Source organism: Kitasatospora sp. NPDC048239 (assembly GCF_043202015.1).
Lineage (GTDB): Bacteria > Actinomycetota > Actinomycetes > Streptomycetales > Streptomycetaceae > Kitasatospora.
Genome location: NZ_JBICZP010000023.1, coordinates 1 through 18984 on the forward strand (window position 1 = coordinate 1; position 18984 = coordinate 18984).

Annotated in this window: 21 protein-coding genes; 1 reads left to right on the plus strand and 20 read right to left on the minus strand. The window is 69.2% G+C overall.

The annotated features are described in order from the left end of the window. Nucleotides 1-97: 97 nt before the first annotated feature. The gene (locus ACGFZP_RS36385; protein ID WP_392941126.1) at nt 98-6565 is read left to right on the plus strand and encodes an amino acid adenylation domain-containing protein; all 6468 of its coding nucleotides are present in this window, start codon (nt 98-100) and stop codon (nt 6563-6565) included. 154 nt (nt 6566-6719) lie between these two features. On the opposite strand, the gene truA is transcribed toward ACGFZP_RS36385, so the two are convergent. The 20 genes from truA to rplX form a co-directional block, all read right to left on the minus strand. Beyond that, entirely contained in the window at nt 6720-7619 is a 900-nt protein-coding gene (gene truA, locus ACGFZP_RS36390) for a tRNA pseudouridine(38-40) synthase TruA (RefSeq protein WP_392941128.1), read from the minus strand. A 92-nt stretch (nt 7620-7711) separates the two neighbouring features. Next, the gene (gene rplQ, locus ACGFZP_RS36395) at nt 7712-8191 is read right to left on the minus strand and encodes a 50S ribosomal protein L17 (protein WP_387949114.1); all 480 of its coding nucleotides are present in this window, start codon (nt 8189-8191) and stop codon (nt 7712-7714) included. Nucleotides 8192-8316: 125 nt separating this feature from the next. Further along, a complete protein-coding gene (locus ACGFZP_RS36400) occupies nt 8317-9339 on the minus strand; it encodes a DNA-directed RNA polymerase subunit alpha (protein ID WP_030055844.1) in 1023 nt (340 codons plus the stop codon). A gap of 260 nt (nt 9340-9599) precedes the next feature. Next, a complete protein-coding gene (rpsK, locus tag ACGFZP_RS36405) occupies nt 9600-10007 on the minus strand; it encodes a 30S ribosomal protein S11 (protein WP_030232513.1) in 408 nt (135 codons plus the stop codon). Between the two features lie 72 nt (nt 10008-10079). Further along, nucleotides 10080-10460 (minus strand): 30S ribosomal protein S13, encoded by a 381-nt coding sequence (rpsM, locus tag ACGFZP_RS36410; protein WP_392941131.1) that lies wholly within the window; start codon nt 10458-10460, stop codon nt 10080-10082. A gap of 180 nt (nt 10461-10640) precedes the next feature. Further along, the gene (gene rpmJ, locus ACGFZP_RS36415; protein WP_003956441.1) at nt 10641-10754 is read right to left on the minus strand and encodes a 50S ribosomal protein L36; all 114 of its coding nucleotides are present in this window, start codon (nt 10752-10754) and stop codon (nt 10641-10643) included. A 33-nt stretch (nt 10755-10787) separates the two neighbouring features. Next, nucleotides 10788-11009 (minus strand): translation initiation factor IF-1, encoded by a 222-nt coding sequence (gene infA / locus ACGFZP_RS36420; protein ID WP_003956442.1) that lies wholly within the window; start codon nt 11007-11009, stop codon nt 10788-10790. 169 nt (nt 11010-11178) lie between these two features. Next, nucleotides 11179-11604, minus strand: a complete 426-nt coding sequence (gene mscL / locus ACGFZP_RS36425) for a large conductance mechanosensitive channel protein MscL (RefSeq protein WP_392941132.1) — start codon at nt 11602-11604, stop codon at nt 11179-11181. Between the two features lie 108 nt (nt 11605-11712). Then, nucleotides 11713-12552: a type I methionyl aminopeptidase gene (gene map / locus ACGFZP_RS36430; RefSeq protein ID WP_392941133.1), complete on the minus strand. Its 840-nt coding sequence runs from the start codon at nt 12550-12552 to the stop codon at nt 11713-11715. A gap of 126 nt (nt 12553-12678) precedes the next feature. Next, entirely contained in the window at nt 12679-13332 is a 654-nt protein-coding gene (locus ACGFZP_RS36435; RefSeq protein WP_392941135.1) for an adenylate kinase, read from the minus strand. Beyond that, nucleotides 13332-14642 carry a preprotein translocase subunit SecY gene (secY, locus tag ACGFZP_RS36440; protein ID WP_392941137.1) on the minus strand — a complete coding sequence of 437 codons (1311 nt, stop codon included), beginning with the start codon at nt 14640-14642 and terminating at the stop codon, nt 13332-13334. Before secY ends, ACGFZP_RS36435 begins: the two co-directional genes overlap by 1 nt. 314 nt (nt 14643-14956) lie before the next feature. Further along, the gene (gene rplO, locus ACGFZP_RS36445) at nt 14957-15409 is read right to left on the minus strand and encodes a 50S ribosomal protein L15 (protein ID WP_392941139.1); all 453 of its coding nucleotides are present in this window, start codon (nt 15407-15409) and stop codon (nt 14957-14959) included. 1 nt (nt 15410) lies between these two features. Further along, complete coding sequence (gene rpmD, locus ACGFZP_RS36450; protein WP_030300409.1) at nt 15411-15593, minus strand: 50S ribosomal protein L30; 183 nt, start codon at nt 15591-15593, stop codon at nt 15411-15413. Continuing rightward, nucleotides 15593-16216, minus strand: coding sequence for a 30S ribosomal protein S5 (rpsE, locus tag ACGFZP_RS36455; protein WP_030055834.1), 624 nt, complete (start codon nt 16214-16216; stop codon nt 15593-15595). The genes rpmD and rpsE overlap by 1 nt, the downstream gene beginning before the upstream one ends. Before the next feature lie 48 nt (nt 16217-16264). Continuing rightward, on the minus strand, nt 16265-16648 hold the full coding sequence (rplR, locus tag ACGFZP_RS36460) for a 50S ribosomal protein L18 (RefSeq protein WP_209414075.1): 384 nt from the start codon (nt 16646-16648) through the stop codon (nt 16265-16267). Between the two features lie 3 nt (nt 16649-16651). Further along, entirely contained in the window at nt 16652-17191 is a 540-nt protein-coding gene (rplF, locus tag ACGFZP_RS36465) for a 50S ribosomal protein L6 (RefSeq protein ID WP_387949107.1), read from the minus strand. Between the two features lie 22 nt (nt 17192-17213). Then, a complete protein-coding gene (gene rpsH / locus ACGFZP_RS36470) occupies nt 17214-17621 on the minus strand; it encodes a 30S ribosomal protein S8 (protein WP_031063036.1) in 408 nt (135 codons plus the stop codon). A gap of 277 nt (nt 17622-17898) precedes the next feature. Continuing rightward, on the minus strand, nt 17899-18084 hold the full coding sequence (locus tag ACGFZP_RS36475; RefSeq protein WP_030393303.1) for a type Z 30S ribosomal protein S14: 186 nt from the start codon (nt 18082-18084) through the stop codon (nt 17899-17901). 4 nt (nt 18085-18088) lie between these two features. Next, a complete protein-coding gene (rplE, locus tag ACGFZP_RS36480) occupies nt 18089-18658 on the minus strand; it encodes a 50S ribosomal protein L5 (RefSeq protein ID WP_030393302.1) in 570 nt (189 codons plus the stop codon). Then, on the minus strand, nt 18658-18969 hold the full coding sequence (gene rplX, locus ACGFZP_RS36485; RefSeq protein WP_371503333.1) for a 50S ribosomal protein L24: 312 nt from the start codon (nt 18967-18969) through the stop codon (nt 18658-18660). The genes rplE and rplX overlap by 1 nt, the downstream gene beginning before the upstream one ends. Nucleotides 18970-18984 lie beyond the last annotated feature (15 nt).

The window sequence follows — 18984 nt, forward strand, 5'->3', positions numbered from 1 at the left end:
CGCCCAAGCCCGCCTCCGCATCCCCCGCGAAGAACACCAGAAGTTCTTCACCAACCTCCTCGGCGACATCACCGAACCCACCGCACCCTTCGGTCAGTTGACCACCAGGGCGGACGAGACCGACGCCGAGGCCACCGTGCCGATGGACGCCGCGCTCGCCCAGCGGCTGAGGGATCAGGCCCGCCGGCTCGGCGTCAGCCCGGCCACCGTCCTGCACCTCGCATGGGCACGGGTGGTCGCGGCCACCTCCACCCGTGACGACGTCGTGTTCGGCACCGTCCTGTTCGGCCGCATGCAGGCCGGCTCGGGCGCCGACCGCGTCCCCGGACTGTTCATCAACACCCTCCCCGTCCGTGTCCGCACCGGCGACACGACCGCCATCGAGGCCCTGCGCACCACCCAGACGCAGCTCGCGGACCTCCTCGTCCACGAGCACGCCCCCCTCGTCCTCGCCCAGCAGGCCAGCGACCTCCCGGCGCAGACCCCGCTGTTCAGCTCCTTCCTCAACTACCGCCACAGCGGCGGCGCCGAGCACGGACCGGAGTCCGCACTCGAAGGCGTCGAGCTCCTCCACAGCCAGGAGGGCGCCACCTACCCGCTCGCGGTCTCGGTCGACGACACCGGCACCGGCTTCCTCCTCACCGTCCAGGCCGCCGCGCCCATCGACCCGGCCCTCGTCGCCACGCTGCTGCACACCGCAACCGACAACCTGACCGCGGCGCTCGCGACGGCACCGCACACCCCGCTGCACAGCATCGGCGTCCTCGACGACGCCGAGCGCCACCGGCTGCTCGCCGAGTGGAACGACACCGCGGCGCACACCCCCGCCGGGACGCTGCACCAGCTGTTCGAAGCCCAGGTGGACCGCACCCCCGACGCCGTCGCGCTCAGCCACCGGGACGACCGGCTCACCTACGCGGAGCTGAACGCCCGGGCCAACCGCCTCGCCCGGCTGCTGGCCGAGCACGGCGTCGGCCCCGACAGCCTCGTCGGCGTGCTCATGGAGCGTTCCACCGAGCTGGTCGTCTCACTGCTGGCGATCCTCAAGGCCGGCGGCGCCTACCTCCCCATCGACACCCGGGCGCCCGCCGACCGGATGAACCTGATCCTCCAGGACACCGCCGCGCGGATCCTGCTGGTCGACCCGGCCATGAGCGGCCACGGGTTCGCGGCGACGGCGGCCGAGCAGGGCGTGACCGTCCTGACCGTCGGGCCGGAGACCGGGAGCAGCATCGCGGACGCCACCGACCCGGCCCCCGCCACCCGGCCGGAGCACCTCGCGTACGTGATGTACACCTCCGGCTCCACCGGGACGCCGAAGGGCATCGCGACCACGCACCGTGACGTCGTGGAGCTGGCCTCGGACGGCTGCTGGCACCTGGGCCACACGGACCGGGTCCTCCTGCACGCCCCGCACGCCTTCGACGCCTCGACCTACGAGCTCTGGGTCCCGCTGCTCGCGGGCGGCGAGGTCGTGGTCGCCCCGACCGGGGACTTGGACGCCGCCGCCGTGCGCTCGCTGATCGTGCGGCACGGGATCACCCACATCCACGTCACGGCCGGCCTGTTCCGGGTCATGGCCGAGGAGGACCCCGGATCCTTCGCCGGCGTGCGCGAGGTCCTCACCGGAGGGGATGTCGTGCCCTCCGGAGCGGTCCGGCGCGTGCTGGACGCGAATGCCGGGATCGTCGTACGGCACCTGTACGGGCCGACCGAGGTGACGCTCTGCGCGACCCAGCACTCCGTGGACGCCGCCGCGAACGTCGGGAGCACCCTGCCGATCGGCCGTCCGCTGGACAACACCGCCGTCTACGTCCTGGACGGTGGGCTGCAGCTGGTCCCGGCCGGCGCCGTGGGTGAGCTGTACGTGGCGGGTGCGGGGCTGGCCCGCGGCTACCTGAACCGTCCGGGCCTGTCGGCCGAGCGCTTCGTCGCCGACCCGTTCGGCGCGGCCGGCGCCCGGATGTACCGCACCGGTGACCTGGTGCGCTGGCGTGCGGACGGCACCCTGGAGTTCGCCGGCCGGGCCGACGACCAGGTGAAGATCCGCGGCTTCCGCATCGAGCTCGGCGAGGTCGAGGCCGCACTGGCCGCACACCCCTCGGTCGCCCAGGCCACCGTGATCGTCCGCGAGGACAACCCCGGGGACAAGCGCCTGATCGGCTACGTCGTCCCGGTCTCACCGCAGGCCGTGGACACCGAGGCGCTGCGCAGGCACCTCGCCTCGGAGCTCCCCGACTACATGGTCCCCAGCGCGATCGTGCTGCTGGAGGCCCTGCCGCTGACGGCCAACGGCAAGCTCGACCGCAAGGCCCTGCCCGCCCCGGAGTTCACGGTGGCCGGCTCCGGCCGGGCACCGCGGACCGAGCAGGAGGAGGCCCTCTGCACCGTCTTCGCCGAGGTCCTCGGCGTGGCATCGGTGACCATCGACGACAGCTTCTTCGAGCTCGGCGGCCACTCCCTGCTCGCCACCCGCCTGGTCAGCCGGATCCGCACCGCACTGGGCGTCGAGGTCGGCATCCGTGCCCTGTTCGAGGCCCCGACCGTCGCCGGCCTGGCCGAGCGCCTCGGCGGAGCCGGTACGACCCGGCTCGCGCTGACCGCCGGCGAGCGCCCGGACGCGGTACCGCTGTCCGCCGCCCAGCGCCGGCTCTGGTTCCTCGGCGAGCTCGAAGGCCCCAGCGCCACCTACAACATCCCCACCGCACTGCGGCTCAGCGGCGTGCTCGACCACGAGGCCCTCCGAGACGCGCTGCACGACGTGGTGACCCGCCACGAAGTCCTGCGCACCGTCTTCCGCAGCACCGACGGCCAGCCCCACCAGCACGTCCTCGACCCGGCGGCGGTCGCCTTCGGCCTGCCCGTCACCGAGGTCACCGAGGCCGGTCTGGAGCAGGCCCTCGCCGACGCGGCCGGGTACGTCTTCGACCTGTCCACCGAAGTACCGCTGCGTGCGGAGCTGTTCACCACCGGGCCGCAGGAGCAGGTCCTGCTGCTGATCGTCCACCACATCGCGGGCGACGGCTGGTCCATGGGCCCGCTCGCCCGCGACATCTCCACCGCGTACGCGGCGCGACTCGAAGGAAGCGCCCCCACCTGGGAGCCGCTGCCGGTGCAGTACGCCGACTACACCCTGTGGCAGCAGCAGCTCCTCGGCGAGGACACCGACCCCGAGAGCGTCCTGTCCCAGCAGCTCGCCCACTGGCGCAAGGCCCTGGCCGGTCTGCCGGAAGAGCTCCAGCTGCCCACCGACCGCCCCCGCCCGCCCGTCGCCACCCACCGGGGCGCCACCCTGCCCGTCCAGGTCCCCGCCGAGCTGCACCAGCAGCTCAGCGACCTGGCCCGCTCCCGCGGCGTCACCATGTTCATGGTCCTCCAGGCAGCCCTGGCGACCCTGCTCTCCCGCCTCGGCGCGGGCACCGACATCCCCGTCGGCACCCCCATCGCCGGACGCACCGACGAGGCGCTCGACGACCTGGTCGGTTTCTTCATCAACACCCTGGTCATGCGCACCGACCTGGACGGCGACCCCAGCTTCGGCGAGCTCCTCGGCCGCGTCCAGGACTCCGGTCTCGGCGCCTTCGCCCACCAGGACATCCCCTTCGAGCGCCTCGTCGAGGAGCTCGCCCCCACCCGCTCGATGGCCCGGCACCCGCTGTTCCAGGTCATGCTCACCCTCCAGAACAACAGCAGCACCAGGCTCCACCTCCCCGGCCTCACCGCCACCGCCCTGCCCAGCGGCGAGCTCCCCGCGAAGTTCGACCTGGACTTCCAGTTCGGCGAGCTCTTCGACGGACAGGGCCGGCCCGCCGGCCTCCAGGGAGCCGTCACCTTCGCCGTCGACCTGTTCGACCACGCGACCGTCGCCACCATGGCCCAGCGCTTCACCCGGGTCCTGACGGCCGCCGTCGCCGACCCCGAGCAGCCCGTCAGCCGGATCGAGATCCTCGACGCCGACGAGCGCGCCCTGATCCTCACCGGCTGGAACGACACCGCCCGGGAGCTGCCCGCCACCACCCTGCCCGAGCTGTTCGAGGCCCAGGCGGCCCGGACGCCCGACGCCACCGCCCTCGTCCACCAGGGCGCGGAGTCGACCTACGCCGAGCTGAACGAGCGCGCCAACCGCCTCGCCCACCTGCTGGTCGAGCACGGCGTCGGCCCGGAGACCCTGGTCGGCATCCACCTGGAACGCTCCACCGACCTCATCACCGCCCTCCTCGCGGTCCTCAAGGCCGGCGGCGCCTACCTGCCGATCGACCCCGACTACCCCGCCGAGCGCATCGGCTACATGCTGGCGGACGCCCGGCCGGCCCTGGTCATCACCAGCGAGCACACCCGGCGGACCCTCCCCGAGGCCGAGGCCGTCGCACGGATCGTCCTCGACGACCCGGACACCCTCACCCGCCTCGCCGGGCTCGGCACCACCAACCCCGTCAGCGCCCTCCTGCCCAGCCACCCCGTCTACGTCATCTACACCTCAGGCTCCACCGGCCGTCCCAAGGGCGTCGTGATCGAGCACAGCGCCCTGGCCCACTACCTGCGGTGGAGCGTCGAGGCCTACCCCTCCGTCCGGGGCGGGACCTTGCTGCACTCCTCGGTCGCCTTCGACCTCGCCGTGACGACGCTGTACGCGCCGCTGATCAGCGGCGGCCGCATCGAGATCGCCCCCCTGGAGGACGGCGCACGCGTCCAGGGCGGCGACCGGCTGACGTTCCTCAAGGGGACGCCCAGTCACATCCCCCTGCTCTCGGTGCTTCCGGAGGGCTTCTCACCGAGCGGCGAGCTGGTCGTCGGCGGCGAGCAGCTGCTCGGCGAGGTCCTCGACGCCTGGCGGAAGGTCCGCCCTGGGGCCACCGTGGTGAACGAGTACGGTCCGACCGAGGCGACGGTCGGGTGCATGGAGTACCGGGTCCTTCCCTCGGACGCGGTACCGGACCGGGCCGTCCCCATCGGGCACCCGATCTGGAACACCCGCCTCTACGTCCTGGACTCCCACCTCCAGCCCGTCCCGCCCGGCACCGTCGGCGAGCTCTACGTCGCCGGCGCCCAGCTGGCCCGCGGCTACCTGGGCCGCCCGGGCCTGTCCGCCGAGCGCTTCACCGCCAACCCGTTCGGCGAGCCCGGCGAGCGGATGTACCGCACCGGCGACCTGGTGCGCCGGCGCGCCGACGGCAACCTGGAGTACGTGAGCCGCGCCGACGACCAGGTGAAGATCCGCGGCTTCCGGATCGAGCTCGGCGAGGTCGAGTCGGTCCTGGCCGCACACCCCTCCGTCGCCCAGGCCACCGCCGTCGCCCGCGAGGACAACCCCGGGGACAAGCGCCTCGTCGCCTACGTCGTCGCCGCCGTGCCGGAGGCGGTGGACACCGTGCTGCTGCGCAAGCACATCGCCTCGGAGCTCCCCGACTACATGGTCCCCAGCGCCATCGTGCAGCTGGAGTCCCTGCCCCTGACCGCCAACGGCAAGCTCGACCACCGGGCGCTGCCCGCACCGGACTACGCGGTCGGCGCCTCCGGGCGGGCGCCCCGCACCGCCCAGGAAGAGGTCCTCTGCACGGTCTTCGCCGAGGTCCTCGGCCTGCCGGGCGTCGGCATCGACGACAACTTCTTCGAGCTCGGCGGCCACTCTCTCCTGGCGACCACGCTGGTCAGCCGGATCCGTGCCGTGCTGGGCATCGAGGTCGGCATCCGGGCGCTGTTCGAGACGCCCACCATCGCCGGCCTCGGCGCGCGGCTGGGCCTCGGCACCTCGCAGGACGCCCTCGGCATGCTGCTGCCGATCCGGCCGCACGGGGAGCGCGCACCCCTGTTCTCCATCCACCCCGGCGGCGGGCTGAGCTGGTGCTACTCGCCGCTGGCCCGCATCGTGCCGACGGAGCACCCGCTCTACGGGCTGCAGGCCCGGGGGCTCGACGGTTCGCCCGAACTGCCGGTCTCCATCGAGGAGATGGCAGCGGAGTACGTCGAGCGGATCCGCACCGTCCAGGCGTCCGGCCCGTACCACCTCATGGGCTGGTCCTTCGGCGGCGTGGTCGCGCACGAGATGGCGGTACAGCTCAGGGCCGCCGGCGAGCAGGTGGCGGGGCTGACCCTGCTGGACTCCTACCCGTTGAACCTGCTGGAGACCATGGTGACCGTCCCGCCGAGCGGCTCCGGCGACGCGGCCGATCAGGCACCGGGCGCCGGGACGACCGACCACGCCCAGGCCGCCGAGGCCGCCGAGATGGCCGACCTCGCGGACATCATCCGGGGCGGCGACTCGGTCATCGAGCTCACGGACGAGGAGGTCGAGACGGCCGCCCGGGTGATCCGGAACAACGCCAGGCTGATGCGGGAGCACACGCCGCGCACCTTCGACGGGGAGCTGCTGCTCGTCGTCGCCACCGGTGACAAGCCGGCGAGCGCCCGCCCGGCCGGGATCTGGGAGCCCTACGCCTCCGGCGGGGTCCGGGAGCACCCGATCGCCTGCACCCACGCGGAGCTGGTCGAGCCCGACCGGCTGCGGGAGGCCTGGAACGCCATGGCGGAGCGGCCGGGGTCGGACGGCGCGGAGACCCTCGGCTGACCCGACACCGCGGACGGGGCCCGGCGACCACCGCCGGGCCCCGTCCGCGGAACGGCTGAAGGGGTCCGCCCGGTCGACCAGACCGGGCGGACCCCTTCGTTGCAGACCTAGGCAGCCGTCCGGCTCGAACAGCCCGGGCTGACCCGTCGTCCGATCAGACCGTCGCCCGGTCGGCACCGGGCAGCGTGCGCATCCGCCGGGCGGCCCGGTTGCGCTCGGCGAGCTGGTCGTCCGGCGGGTAGCCGACCTCCTCCAGCGTCAGCCCGTACGGCCGGATCACGTTGACCGCGGAGTTGCGCACCCCCCCGGCCAGCACCTCCCCGGGGAAGTCCACCGGCCGGTGCCCGTCCCCGACCAGCAGCATCGCGCCGACCAGGGCCCGGACCATGTTGTGGCAGAAGGCGTCGGCCCGGACGGTGGCGACCGCGAGCGAGCCCTCCTGCGCCGCGTAGCCGTCCACCGGGACGCGGTCCCAGTGCAGCTCCAGCAGGGTGCGGATGGTGGTCGCGCCCTCGCGCTTCTTGCAGTACGCCGCGAAGTCGTGTTCGCCGAGCAGCAGCTTGGCGGCCTCGTTCATCCGGTCGACGTCCAGCGGCCGGTCGTGCCAGAGCACGTGCCCGCGCAGCAGCGGGTCGACCCCGCCGGGGTGGTCCGCGACCCGGTAGGCGTACCGGCGCCAGACCGCCGAGAACCGGGCGTCGAAGCCGGCCGGCGCCTCCCCCACCCGGTAGATCCGGATGTCACCGGGCAGCCGCCCGGCCAGCCTGCGCAGCAGCTTCCCGCCGTGCTCGGCCCAGAGCTCCTCCGGGAGGTCGACGTGGGCGACCTGACCGCGCGCGTGCACCCCGGCGTCGGTGCGCCCGGCGACCGTCAGCGGGTACGACCCGGGGCTGCGGGTGACGATCTGCAGCGCGCTCTCGATCTCCTCCTGCACGGTCCGGCGGCCACCGCGCTGGCGGGCCCAGCCGGAGAACTCGGCGCCGTGGTAGGCGAGGTCGAGCCGGATCCGGACGTGCCCGTCGGCCGGGCCGTCCTTCACGGGGGGCTGCTCCACGCAATCGTTGGCCACTGCTACTACTCCCAGGGGATAAGGAACGGGCCCGCTCCCCCACGAATGGGAGAACGGGCCCGCAACACCTAAAGGTGTCAGGCCTGCTCGGCCTCGACGGCCTCGTCGGCCTTGGTCTCCTCGACCTTGGCCGCCTCGGCCTCCTTGACGGCGCGCTTGGTGGCGCCCTCGGCCTCGCCGACGGCGGTCTGCGCGACGGTCAGCGCCTCGACCAGCTCGATCACGGCCATCGGGGCGTTGTCGCCACGACGGGGACCGATCTTGGTGATACGGGTGTAACCACCCGGGCGGTTCTCGTAGCGCGGCGCAATCTCGGTGAAGAGGGTGTGCAGCACCGAGATGTCGGTGATCGTCTTGCGAACCAGGCGACGGTTGTGGATGTCGCCCTTCTTCGCCTTGGTGATCAGCTTCTCCGCCAGCGGGCGCATCCGACGGGCCTTGGCCTCGGTCGTGGTGATGCGGCCGTACTGGAAGAGCTCCCGGCACAGACCGGCGAGCAGCAGCGGCTCGTGGTGCGGGCCGCCGCCGAGGCGGGCACCCTTGGTGGGACGCGGCATGGATTACTCCTTGAATCTCCGACTACGGCCGTATCAGGTACCGCAGCGGGCGTACCGGCACTGTTGCCCGTACGACTTTCGTGGTGGCGGGGGCGGCTCCGGGGAGCCGCCCCCGCCCCAAACTCTTAGTACTGCTCGGTCTCCGCGTAACCCGCGTCGTCCAGGTCGTCGGCGCCGAAGGCGTCGGCGGCGGCGGTCGGGTCGAACCCGGGCGGGCTGTCCTTGAGGGCCAGGCCCATGCCGGCCAGCTTCGCCTTGACCTCGTCGATCGACTTCGCACCGAAGTTGCGGATGTCGAGCAGGTCGGCCTCGGAGCGGGCGACGAGCTCACCCACGGTGTGGATGCCCTCGCGCTTGAGGCAGTTGTACGACCGAACGGTGAGCTCCAGCTCCTCGATCGGCAGCGCCAGGTCGGCGGCCAGGGCGGCGTCCGTCGGGGACGGGCCCATGTCGATGCCCTCGGCGTCGATGTTCAGCTCGCGGGCGAGGCCGAACAGCTCCACCAGGGTCTTGCCGGCCGACGCCATGGCGTCACGCGGGCGCATGGCGGGCTTGGTCTCGACGTCGACGATCAGCTTGTCGAAGTCGGTCCGCTGCTCGACACGGGTGGCCTCGACCTTGTAGGTGACCTTCAGCACGGGGCTGTAGATCGAGTCGACCGGGATGCGGCCGATCTCCTGGCCGGAGGCCTTGTTCTGGACCGCGGAGACGTAGCCGCGACCGCGCTCGACGGTCAGCTCCATCTCCAGCTTGCCCTTGCCGTTCAGCGTGGCGAGGACCAGCTCGGGGTTGTGCACCTCGACACCGGCCGGCGGCGCGATGTCGGCGGCGGTGACCACACCCGGGCCCTGCTTGCGCAGGTACATCACGACCGGCTCGTCGTGCTCCGAGGAGACGACCAGCTGCTTGATGTTGAGGATGAGGTCGGTGACGTCCTCCTTGACGCCCGGCACGGTGGTGAACTCGTGCAGGACGCCGTCGATGCGGATGCTGGTGACAGCGGCACCCGGGATCGACGACAGGAGGGTGCGGCGCAGGGAGTTGCCGAGGGTGTAGCCGAAGCCCGGCTCCAGCGGCTCGATCACGAACCGCGAGCGGAATTCGTCGACGACCTCTTCGGTCAGCGAGGGGCGCTGAGCGATCAGCATGTTCAGATCCTCCAGTTGTCTTCGGCACCCACTATTTGATGCCGAACAGAACCAGCGTACGGGGTCCTGCACGCAGCGACGTTCACTGCGCAGGACCCCGTACGTGGTTTAAAGCAACACCGATGCCCGAAGGCGCTCCCCCGAGCCGAAGGACGCACCGAGACCGAAGGAGACGAACGACAAGCGACGCAGGAGCGCCGCAGTGAGGAACGTCGGTCTCGGATCAAGAGCGCCCGGAGGCGAGGAGGGGACCGACCGCGTCAGACGCGGCGGCGCTTCGGCGGACGGCAGCCGTTGTGCGGGGTGGGGGTGACGTCCTGGATCGAGCCGACCTCCAGGCCGGTGGCCTGGAGCGAACGGATCGCGGTCTCGCGGCCGGAGCCCGGACCCTTCACGAAGACGTCAACCTTGCGCATGCCGTGCTCCTGCGCGCGACGGGCAGCGGCCTCGGCGGCCATCTGCGCGGCGAACGGGGTGGACTTGCGCGAGCCCTTGAAGCCGACGTGGCCGGCGGAGGCCCAGGAGATCACGTTGCCCGCGGGGTCGGTGATCGAAACGATGGTGTTGTTGAACGTGCTCTTGATGTGCGCGTGGCCGTGAGCGACGTTCTTCTTTTCCTTGCGGCGGATCTTCTTCGCGCCGGCAGCCTGACGACCCTTGGGGGGCATAAGTCTGTTCTCCTACTGAGGTGGTCGGTCCGCTGACCCGCGGGCCGGAGGGATGTCCGGTTACGGGACGGACTACTTCTTGCCCGGCTTCTTCTTGCCGGCAATCGCGCGACGCGGGCCCTTGCGGGTACGCGCGTTGGTGTGGGTGCGCTGACCGCGGACCGGCAGGCCACGGCGGTGACGCAGACCCTCGTAGCAACCGATCTCGACCTTGCGGCGGATGTCGGCGGCCACCTCACGGCGGAGGTCACCCTCGACCGTGTAGTTGGCGTCGATGTACTGGCCGAGCTTCACGAGGTCTTCCTCGGAGATGTCGCGAACGCGGACATCCGGGTTGACACCGGTCTCGGACAGGGTCTGCTGAGCGCGGGTACGGCCGATGCCGTACACGTACGTAAGGGCGATCTCGATCCGCTTCTCACGGGGGAGATCAACGCCGGCGAGGCGTGCCATTCATGGCTCCTGTGGTTCTTCAGAGGTCTTGCGTGCCACCTACTCCGACACCTCACGGTGAGGGAGCCCCGGCCTCTGACCGGGGGCGGCAGTCCGTCCTTCGTGGGACGGATCGGGTGGCCCGCTTATGACGTTTTCGCGTCGCGCGAAGTACTACGAGAAATGCTGGGGGGAGAGCAATCAGCCCTGGCGCTGCTTGTGGCGCAGGTTGTCGCAGATCACCATGACCCGGCCGTGACGGCGGATCACCTTGCACTTGTCGCAGATCTTCTTGACGCTCGGCTTGACCTTCATGTCTCAGGTTCTCCGGGTCTAGATCTGACGTTGTTACTTGTAGCGGTAGACGATCCGGCCGCGCGTGAGGTCGTAGGGGCTGAGCTCCACGACGACCCGGTCGTCCGGCAGGATGCGGATGTAGTGCATGCGCATCTTGCCGCTGATGTGCGCGAGGACCTTGTGACCGTTCTGCAGCTCGACCTTGAACATCGCGTTCGGAAGAGACTCGATCACGGTGCCCTCGATCTCAATGGCGCCTTGCTTCTTAGCCATGAACTGCGAGATCCACCTTCCGGGACCGGCTACCGTATGCGGCACGCTCGTGCGAACCTGGGTTCACCCCGACCCGTGAGGGAAGAGGGCGTGCTGAAGCACGCTACGAGTGAGCCGACGGTCCATCCTACGCCAGCACGTCGGATGCACCAAAACGGAGCCCGGAGGGTCAGCGGTTGGCCATGATCGCCAGCGGCTCGACGTGCGCGGTGCAGGCCGAACAGCGGCGGGCCGCCTCCGGGATCTCGGTCAGGCACTCGGGGCACGGACGCTTCGGGGCCTTGGGCTTCTTGGGCATGTAGCGGGCGGTGGCCTTGGTCACCGGCAGCACGACGCAGAAGTACAGCACCGCGGCGGTCATGATGAACGCGATCAGCACGTTCAGGAACTGCCCGTACGGGAAGGTGACCCCGGCCACCGTCGCCTTGTACGAGCTGAAGTCGCCGGCCGCGCCGACCACCACACCCACCAGCGGGGTGAGGAACGCCGACACGAACCCGGTGACCACACCGGTGAAGGCGGCGCCGATGACGACACCGACCGCCATGTCGACGACGTTGCCGCGCATCATGAAGTCGCGGAATCCCTTGAACACTGCTCTCTCCTGGTCGCTCGAAGCCACTGCCAGCCGATAAAAATAGGACAAAAGCCCTGGAGGTCCAAACCTCCAGGGCTCCGATCCCTTGTCAGACGCGGCCGTCGGCTAGCCGAGGGGGTCCGGAGCTGCGGTGATACCCAGCTTGGCCAGTTCGGCCCGACCGCCGTCGAAGGAGGTCAGGACCAGCGGCCCCTGCTCGGTGACGGCCACCGAGTGCTCCCAGTGCGAGGCCCAGGTGCCGTCGTTGGTGACGACCGTCCAGTCGTCCTCCAGCACCGTCGTGTGGGGGGTGCCCAGCGAGACCATGGGCTCGATCGCCAGGACGGTGCCCGGGACCAGCTTGGGGCCCTTGCCGCGGCCGCGCTCGACGTAGTTCAGGACGTGCGGCTCCATGTGCATGGCCGTGCCGATGCCGTGGCCGCCGTAGCCCTCGGTGATGCCCCACTTGCCCTTGGGGGGCAGCGGCTGGCGGCGGATGAAGCCCTCGATCGCCTTGGAGACGTCGACCAGCCGGTTGTTCTTCTTCATCTGGGCGATGCCGGCCCACATCGAGCCCTCGGTGACCCGGCTGAGCATCTCCACCTCGGGGCGGACCTCGCCGACCGTGACGGAGATCGCCGCGTCGCCGTGCCAGCCGTCCACGATGGCGCCGCAGTCGATCGAGATCAGGTCGCCCTCCTGGAGCACCCGCTCCCCCGGGATGCCGTGCACGACCTCGTTGTTCACCGAGGCGCAGATCACCCCCGGGAACCAGAGGCCGCCGTGGTTCGCGCGGAAGTTGGAGGTGGCGCCGTGGCCGGTGATGACCTTGTCCGCGATGTCGTTGAGCTCCTGGGTGGTCACCCCCGGAGCCACCGCCTCCCGGCAGGCCTTCAGCGCCTCGGCGACGACCAGCCCGGCCACTCGCATCTTCGCGATCTGATCGGGGGTCTTGATCTCCACCATCTGGTCACGCCTTCCTTGGGTTCCCGCCCGGTCCTTGCCGGGCGGCCGTGCACTCGTTCCACCGTACGACGCCGTACGGCCGCGCTGCCCCGGAGGGCGTGCGCGGCCGTACGTACGTGATGATGCTCAGCTGTTCTGCTTCAGCGCCTCGATCGCGCGCTGGGTGACCTCGCCCACCTTGCCGAGGGCCGGGATCGTCTCGACCAGGCCCTGCTGGCGGTAGTAGTCGATGATCGGCTCGGTCTCGGTGTGGTAGACCTCGAGGCGCGTGCGCACCTTCTCCTCGGTGTCGTCCGAGCGCTGGTACAGCTCGCCGCCGCACTCGTCGCAGACGCCCTCGGACTTCGGCGGGTTGTAGTCCACGTGGAAGACGTGGCCGCCGTCGTTGCGGCACAGCCGGCGACCGGCGATCCGACGGACCACCTCGTCCTCGGGGACCTCCAGGTCCAGCACGCCGTCCAGCGCAATGCCGTGCTCGGCGAGGAACTCGTCCAGCGCCTTGGCCTGGCCGAGGTTGCGCGGGAAGCCGTCCAGCAGGAAGCCGTTGACGGCGTCCGGCTGGAGCATGCGGTCCTTGGCCATCCCGATCGTGACCTCGTCCGGCACCAGCCGGCCCGCGTCCATGTAGCTCTTGGCCTCGAGCCCCAGAGGGGTGCCCTGGCCGATGTTGGCGCGGAAGAGGTCGCCGGTGGAGATGTGGGGGATGGACAGGGTCTTGGCGAGCAGGTGCGCCTGAGTACCCTTCCCGGCCCCGGGAGGCCCGACGAGGACGATACGCATCAGCGGAGGAACCCTTCGTAATTGCGCTGCTGGAGCTGGCTCTCGATCTGCTTCACAGTTTCGAGTCCGACGCCGACGACGATGAGCACGCTGGTGCCGCCGAACGGGAAGTTTGTCTGCTGTCCGAAGGCGACCAGGGCGATCATCGGGATCAACGCGATCAGGCCCAGGTAGAGCGAACCCGGCCACGTGATGCGGGTGAGCACGTAGTTCAGGTACTCGGCCGTCGGCCGGCCGGCCCGGATACCCGGGATGAACCCACCATACTTCTTCATATTGTCGGCAACTTCTTCGGGGTTGAAGGAGATGGCCACGTAGAAGAAGGCGAAGAAGACGATCAGCAGGAAGTAGGTGGCCATGTAGACCGGGTGGTCACCCTTGACGAAGTTCGTCCTGATCCACGTCGCCCAGCCCGCCTGGCTGTTGGTCAGCTGGACCGCCAGGGCGGGAATGTACAGCAGCGACGAGGCGAAGATGACCGGGATGACACCGGCCTGGTTCACCTTGAGCGGGATGTAGGTCGAGGTGCCGCCGAACGCCTTGCGGCCGATCATCCGCTTCGCGTACTGCACCGGAATCCGGCGCTGCGCCTGCTCCACGAAGATGACCAGCATCACAACGATGATTCCGACCGCGACCACGGAGAGGAACTCGACCCAGCCGCCGCCGATGGTGCCGGAGGTCTTGATCGCCCACATCGAGCCCGGGAAGCCCGAGGCGATCGAGGTGAAGATCAGGATCGACATGCCGTTGCCGATGCCGCGGTCCGTGATCAGCTCACCGAGCCACATGATGCACGTGGTACCCGCGGTCATCGTGATCACCATGACGGCGATCCGGAAGACCGACTGGTCCGGCACGATCTGGTTGGCGTAGACGCAGCCCGAGAACAGCGCCCCACTGGAGGCCGTCGCCACGATGCCGGTGCCCTGCAGGACTGCGAGGGCGATGGTCAGGTAGCGCGTGTACTGGGTGATCTTCGCCGTACCGGCCTGACCCTCCTTCTTCAGCGCCTCGAGTCGCGGGATCACGACGGTGAGGAGCTGGAGGATGATGCTGGCCGTGATGTACGGCATGATGCCGAGCGCGAAGATCGTCAGCTGAAGGAGCGCGTTACCGCTGAAGAGATTTACCAGCGCGAAGAGGCCGCTGTTCTTGGTGTCCTTCACACAAGCATTGACGGCCTCGAAGCTGACCCCCGGTACGGGAATGTGCGAGCCCAGGCGGAACAGCACCATGATGCCCAGCGTGAACAGCAGCTTCTTGCGCAGGTCGGGCGTCTGGAACGCCCGCGCGAACGCACTGAGCACGGTGCCTCCTGCGCCTCCCGCACGTCGTCGGCGGGAGGGTCGGTCCTGAATGGGGAGTTTGCGGTTCGGGCTCCCGTACAGACGGCACAGGCGAGCCTTAGCGCAGCCTACAAGGGAACTCCACGGACTCTAACAGTGCGCAGCCACTCGAAAGAAGCGCGTACGGCCCCTCCCCCACGCATGGGGTACGGGATGCCCGGGTTTGCCACACAAAAGAACGAGGCCCGTACCCGCTCGGGAGCCGCGAAGGCGAAAACACACGAGCCCCGCACCTCCCGAAGGGGAGGTGCGGGGCTCGTGGGAGGTCAGCGGGCTCAGACGAGCTCGGTGACGGTACCGCCGGCGGCGGTGATCTTCTCGGCGGCGGAGCCGGAGACGGCGTCCACCGTCACCTGCAGCGCAACCGAGATCTCGCCGGTGCCGAGCACCTTGACGAGGGAGTTCTTGCGAACCGCGCCCTTGGCGATCAGGTCCTCGACAGTGACCTCGCCACCCTGCGGGTAGAGCTCGGCCAGCTTGTCGAGGTTGACAACCTGGAACGTGATCTTGAACGGGTTCTTGAAGCCCTTCAGCTTCGGCAGGCGCATGTGGAGGGGCATCTGGCCACCCTCGAAGCGCTGCGGAACCTGGTAGCGGGCCTTGGTGCCCTTGGTGCCACGACCAGCGGTCTTACCCTTGGAGCCTTCACCACGACCGACACGGATCTTGTCGGTCTTGGCACCCGGGGCGGGACGCAGGTTGTGGATCTTGATCGGCGAGTCAGCCATGTCAGTCCACCTCCTCGACCGTGACGAGGTGACGCACGGTCTGGGCCATCCCGCGGATCTCGGGACGGTCCTCCTTGACGACCACATCGTGCATGCGCTTCAGACCCAGCGAGCGCAGCGTCTCGCGGTGGTTCTGCTTGCTGCCGATGTAGGACTTGGTCTGCGTGATCTTCAGGCGAGCCATCAGGCGCTCACCCCTGCAGCACGAGCCCGCAGCAGAGCGGCGGGAGCCACGTCCTCCAGCGGCAGGCCACGACGTGCGGCGATCTCCTCGGGGCGCACGAGGCCCTTCAGAGCAGCCACGGTGGCGTGCACGATGTTGATCGCGTTGTCGGAGCCGAGCGACTTCGACAGGATGTCGTGGATGCCCGCGCACTCCAGCACGGCACGCACCGGGCCACCGGCGATAACACCGGTACCGGGGGCGGCCGGCTTCAGGAGCACGACGCCGGCAGCCTTCTCGCCCTGGATCGGGTGCGGGATGGTGCCCTGGATACGGGGGACCTTGAAGAAGTTCTTCTTGGCCTCCTCAACACCCTTGGCGATGGCGGCCGGAACCTCCTTCGCCTTCCCGTAGCCGACACCTACGGTGCCGTCACCGTCGCCCACCACGACCAGCGCGGTGAAGCTGAAACGACGACCACCCTTGACAACCTTGGCGACACGGTTGATCGCAACGACACGCTCGACGTAAGCGGTCTTCTCGACGGCGGGGGCGTTGCCCCGGTCGTCACGCTTACGGTCGCGCCGCTCGCCACCGCCGGTGCCGCCGCCGGCGCCGCTACCGCGGCGCTGGGGTCCAGCCATTGGAATTACCTCTCTCGATTACGTCCGTCGACTGAGCCGACGAGCGGCTTAGAAGTCGAGCCCGGCCTCACGAGCAGCATCGGCCAGAGCGGCGATGCGGCCGGCGTACCGGTTGCCCGCGCGGTCGAAGACGACCGACTCGATGCCGGCGGCCTTGGCGCGCTCGGCGACCAGGCTCCCGACCTTCTTGGCCAGCTCGGTCTTGTCGCCCTCGACGCCCTTGATGGACACGTCGAGGGTGGACGCCGACGCCAGGGTGTGACCCTTGGCGTCGTCGATGACCTGGGCGACCATGTGACGGTTCGAGCGCGTCACAACGAGGCGCGGACGCACCTCGGTGCCGACGACGCGCTTGCGAACGCGGATCGCGCGGCGCTTGCGAGCGGCGCTCTTGTAGGCGTTGCCCTTGCCGATCTTGACAGAGACGCTCATCGCTTACTTACCACTCTTTCCGACCTTGCGGCGGATGACCTCGCCCGCGTACTTGACGCCCTTGGCCTTGTACGGGTCGGGCTTGCGCAGCTTGCGGATCTTTGCGGCGACCTCGCCGACCTTCTGCTTGTCGATGCCGTCCACGTGGAACTTGGTGGCCGACTCGACGACGAAGGTGATGCCCTCAGGGGCCTCGACCAGGATCGGGTGGCTGTAGCCGAGCTGGAACTCCATGTCGGAGCCCTTCGCCAGGACTCGATAGCCAACACCGCTGATCTCCAGCGACTTGCGGTAGCCCGCGGTCACGCCGGTGATCATGTTCGCCACCAGCGTGCGGGAAAGGCCGTGCAGGGCCTTCGACAGACGCTCGTCGTTGGGGCGGGTGACGAGCAGCGTGCCGTCCTCGCCCTTGCCGATCTCGATCGGCGCGGCGACATGGTGGGTGAGGGACCCCTTCGGGCCCTTCACCGAGACCGCCTGGCCATCGATGGTGACGTCCACGCCGGCGGGAACCGGGATGGGCAGCCGTCCAATGCGCGACATTGCTGTACCTCCGTTTCCCGAATTACCAGACGTAGGCGAGAACTTCTCCGCCTACGCCCTTCTTGGCAGCCTGCTTGTCGGTGAGGAGACCCGAGGACGTGGAGATGATCGCCACGCCCAGGCCGCCGAGCACCTTCGGCAGGTTGGTGGACTTTGCGTAGACCCGCAGGCCCGGCTTGCTGATCCGCTTGATGCCAGCGATCGAGCGCTCACGGTTGGGGCCGAACTTGAGCTCGATGGTCAGCTTCTTGCCGACCTCGCCCTCAACGGGCTCCTCAACCTTGTAGGAGGAGATGTACCCCTCCTGCTGCAGGATCTGGGCGACGTGCGCCTTGATCTTGCTGGCCGGCATCGCCACGGAGTCGTGGTACGCCGAGTTCGCGTTACGCAGACGCGTGAGCATGTCTGCGATGGGGTCGGTCATGGTCATGATGGCCTCAGGCCTCTCTCGCCGTGGTTTCTCCGCGCGAGGTCCCCCGCACTCCGAGGAGTGCGGGGCACAGGCGCAGGGGACCTACGACGTAGTAAGTCTGGGTGCGAGCCCTCCGAAGAGGATCAGCGGTCGCTACGGAGCAACCGTGACAGGGGGCCCGACCCCACTACCTTACGGGATTCCGTACGGGAGCCCAAAAGCGGGCGATGTGGGGTCGGGCACCTCTGCTTCGCTTGGTGTGCCTTCAAGCTCTGGAGCTCTTACGAGAAGAGGACTACCAGGAGCTCTTGGTCACGCCCGGCAGCTCGCCGCGGTGCGCCATCTCACGGAGGCACACACGGCACAGGCCGAACTTGCGGTACACCGAGTGCGGACGGCCGCAGCGCTGGCACCGGGTGTAGGCCCGGACGCCGAACTTCGGCTTACGCTCGGCCTTCGCGATGAGGGACTTCTTCGCCATTGGCTCACGCCTCCTTGAACGGGAAGCCCAGAGCACGCAGGAGCGCCCGGCCCTCGTCGTCGGTCTGAGCGGTGGTCACGACGGTGATGTCCATACCGCGCTGACGGTCGACCTTGTCCTGGTCGATCTCGTGGAACATAACCTGCTCGGTCAGACCGAAGGTGTAGTTGCCACGGCCGTCGAACTGCTTGGGGGAGAGGCCACGGAAGTCGCGGATACGCGGCAGAGCCAGCGACACCAGACGGTCCAGGAACTCCCACATGCGGTCACCACGAAGGGTGACGTGGGTGCCGATCGGCTGGCCCTCGCGCAGCTTGAACTGCGCGATGGACTTGCGAGCCTTGGTCACGGCCGGCTTCTGACCAGTGATGGCGGTCAGGTCGCGGATCGCGCCCTCGATCAGCTTGCTGTCACGGGCGGCCTCGCCGACACCCATGTTGACCACGACCTTGACCAGGCCGGGAGTCAGCATGACGTTCTCGTACGAGAACTGCTCCTGCAGCTGACCCTTGATCTCGGAGTTGTAACGCTCCTTGAGACGGGGGGTCACCTTCTCAACAGTCGTCTCAGACATCAGATGTCCTCACCGGTTCGCTTGGCAACGCGGATCTTGTTGCCCTCGTCGTCGAAGCGGTAGCCAACGCGGGTGACGACCTTCTTGCCGTCCTTCTCCACGACCAGCTGGACGTTGGAGACGTGCACCGGGGCCTCGACGGTGACAATGCCACCCTGAGTGCCCGGGCCCGGCTTGGTGTGCTTCTTGACCCGGTTCACACCCTCGACCAGGACCTTGTTCTCGGCGGGGATGGCCTGGATGACCTTGCCCTGCTTGCCGCGGTCCTTGCCGGTGATGACCTGAACCAGGTCACCCTTCTTGATCTTCATGCTGTTCGCCATGGG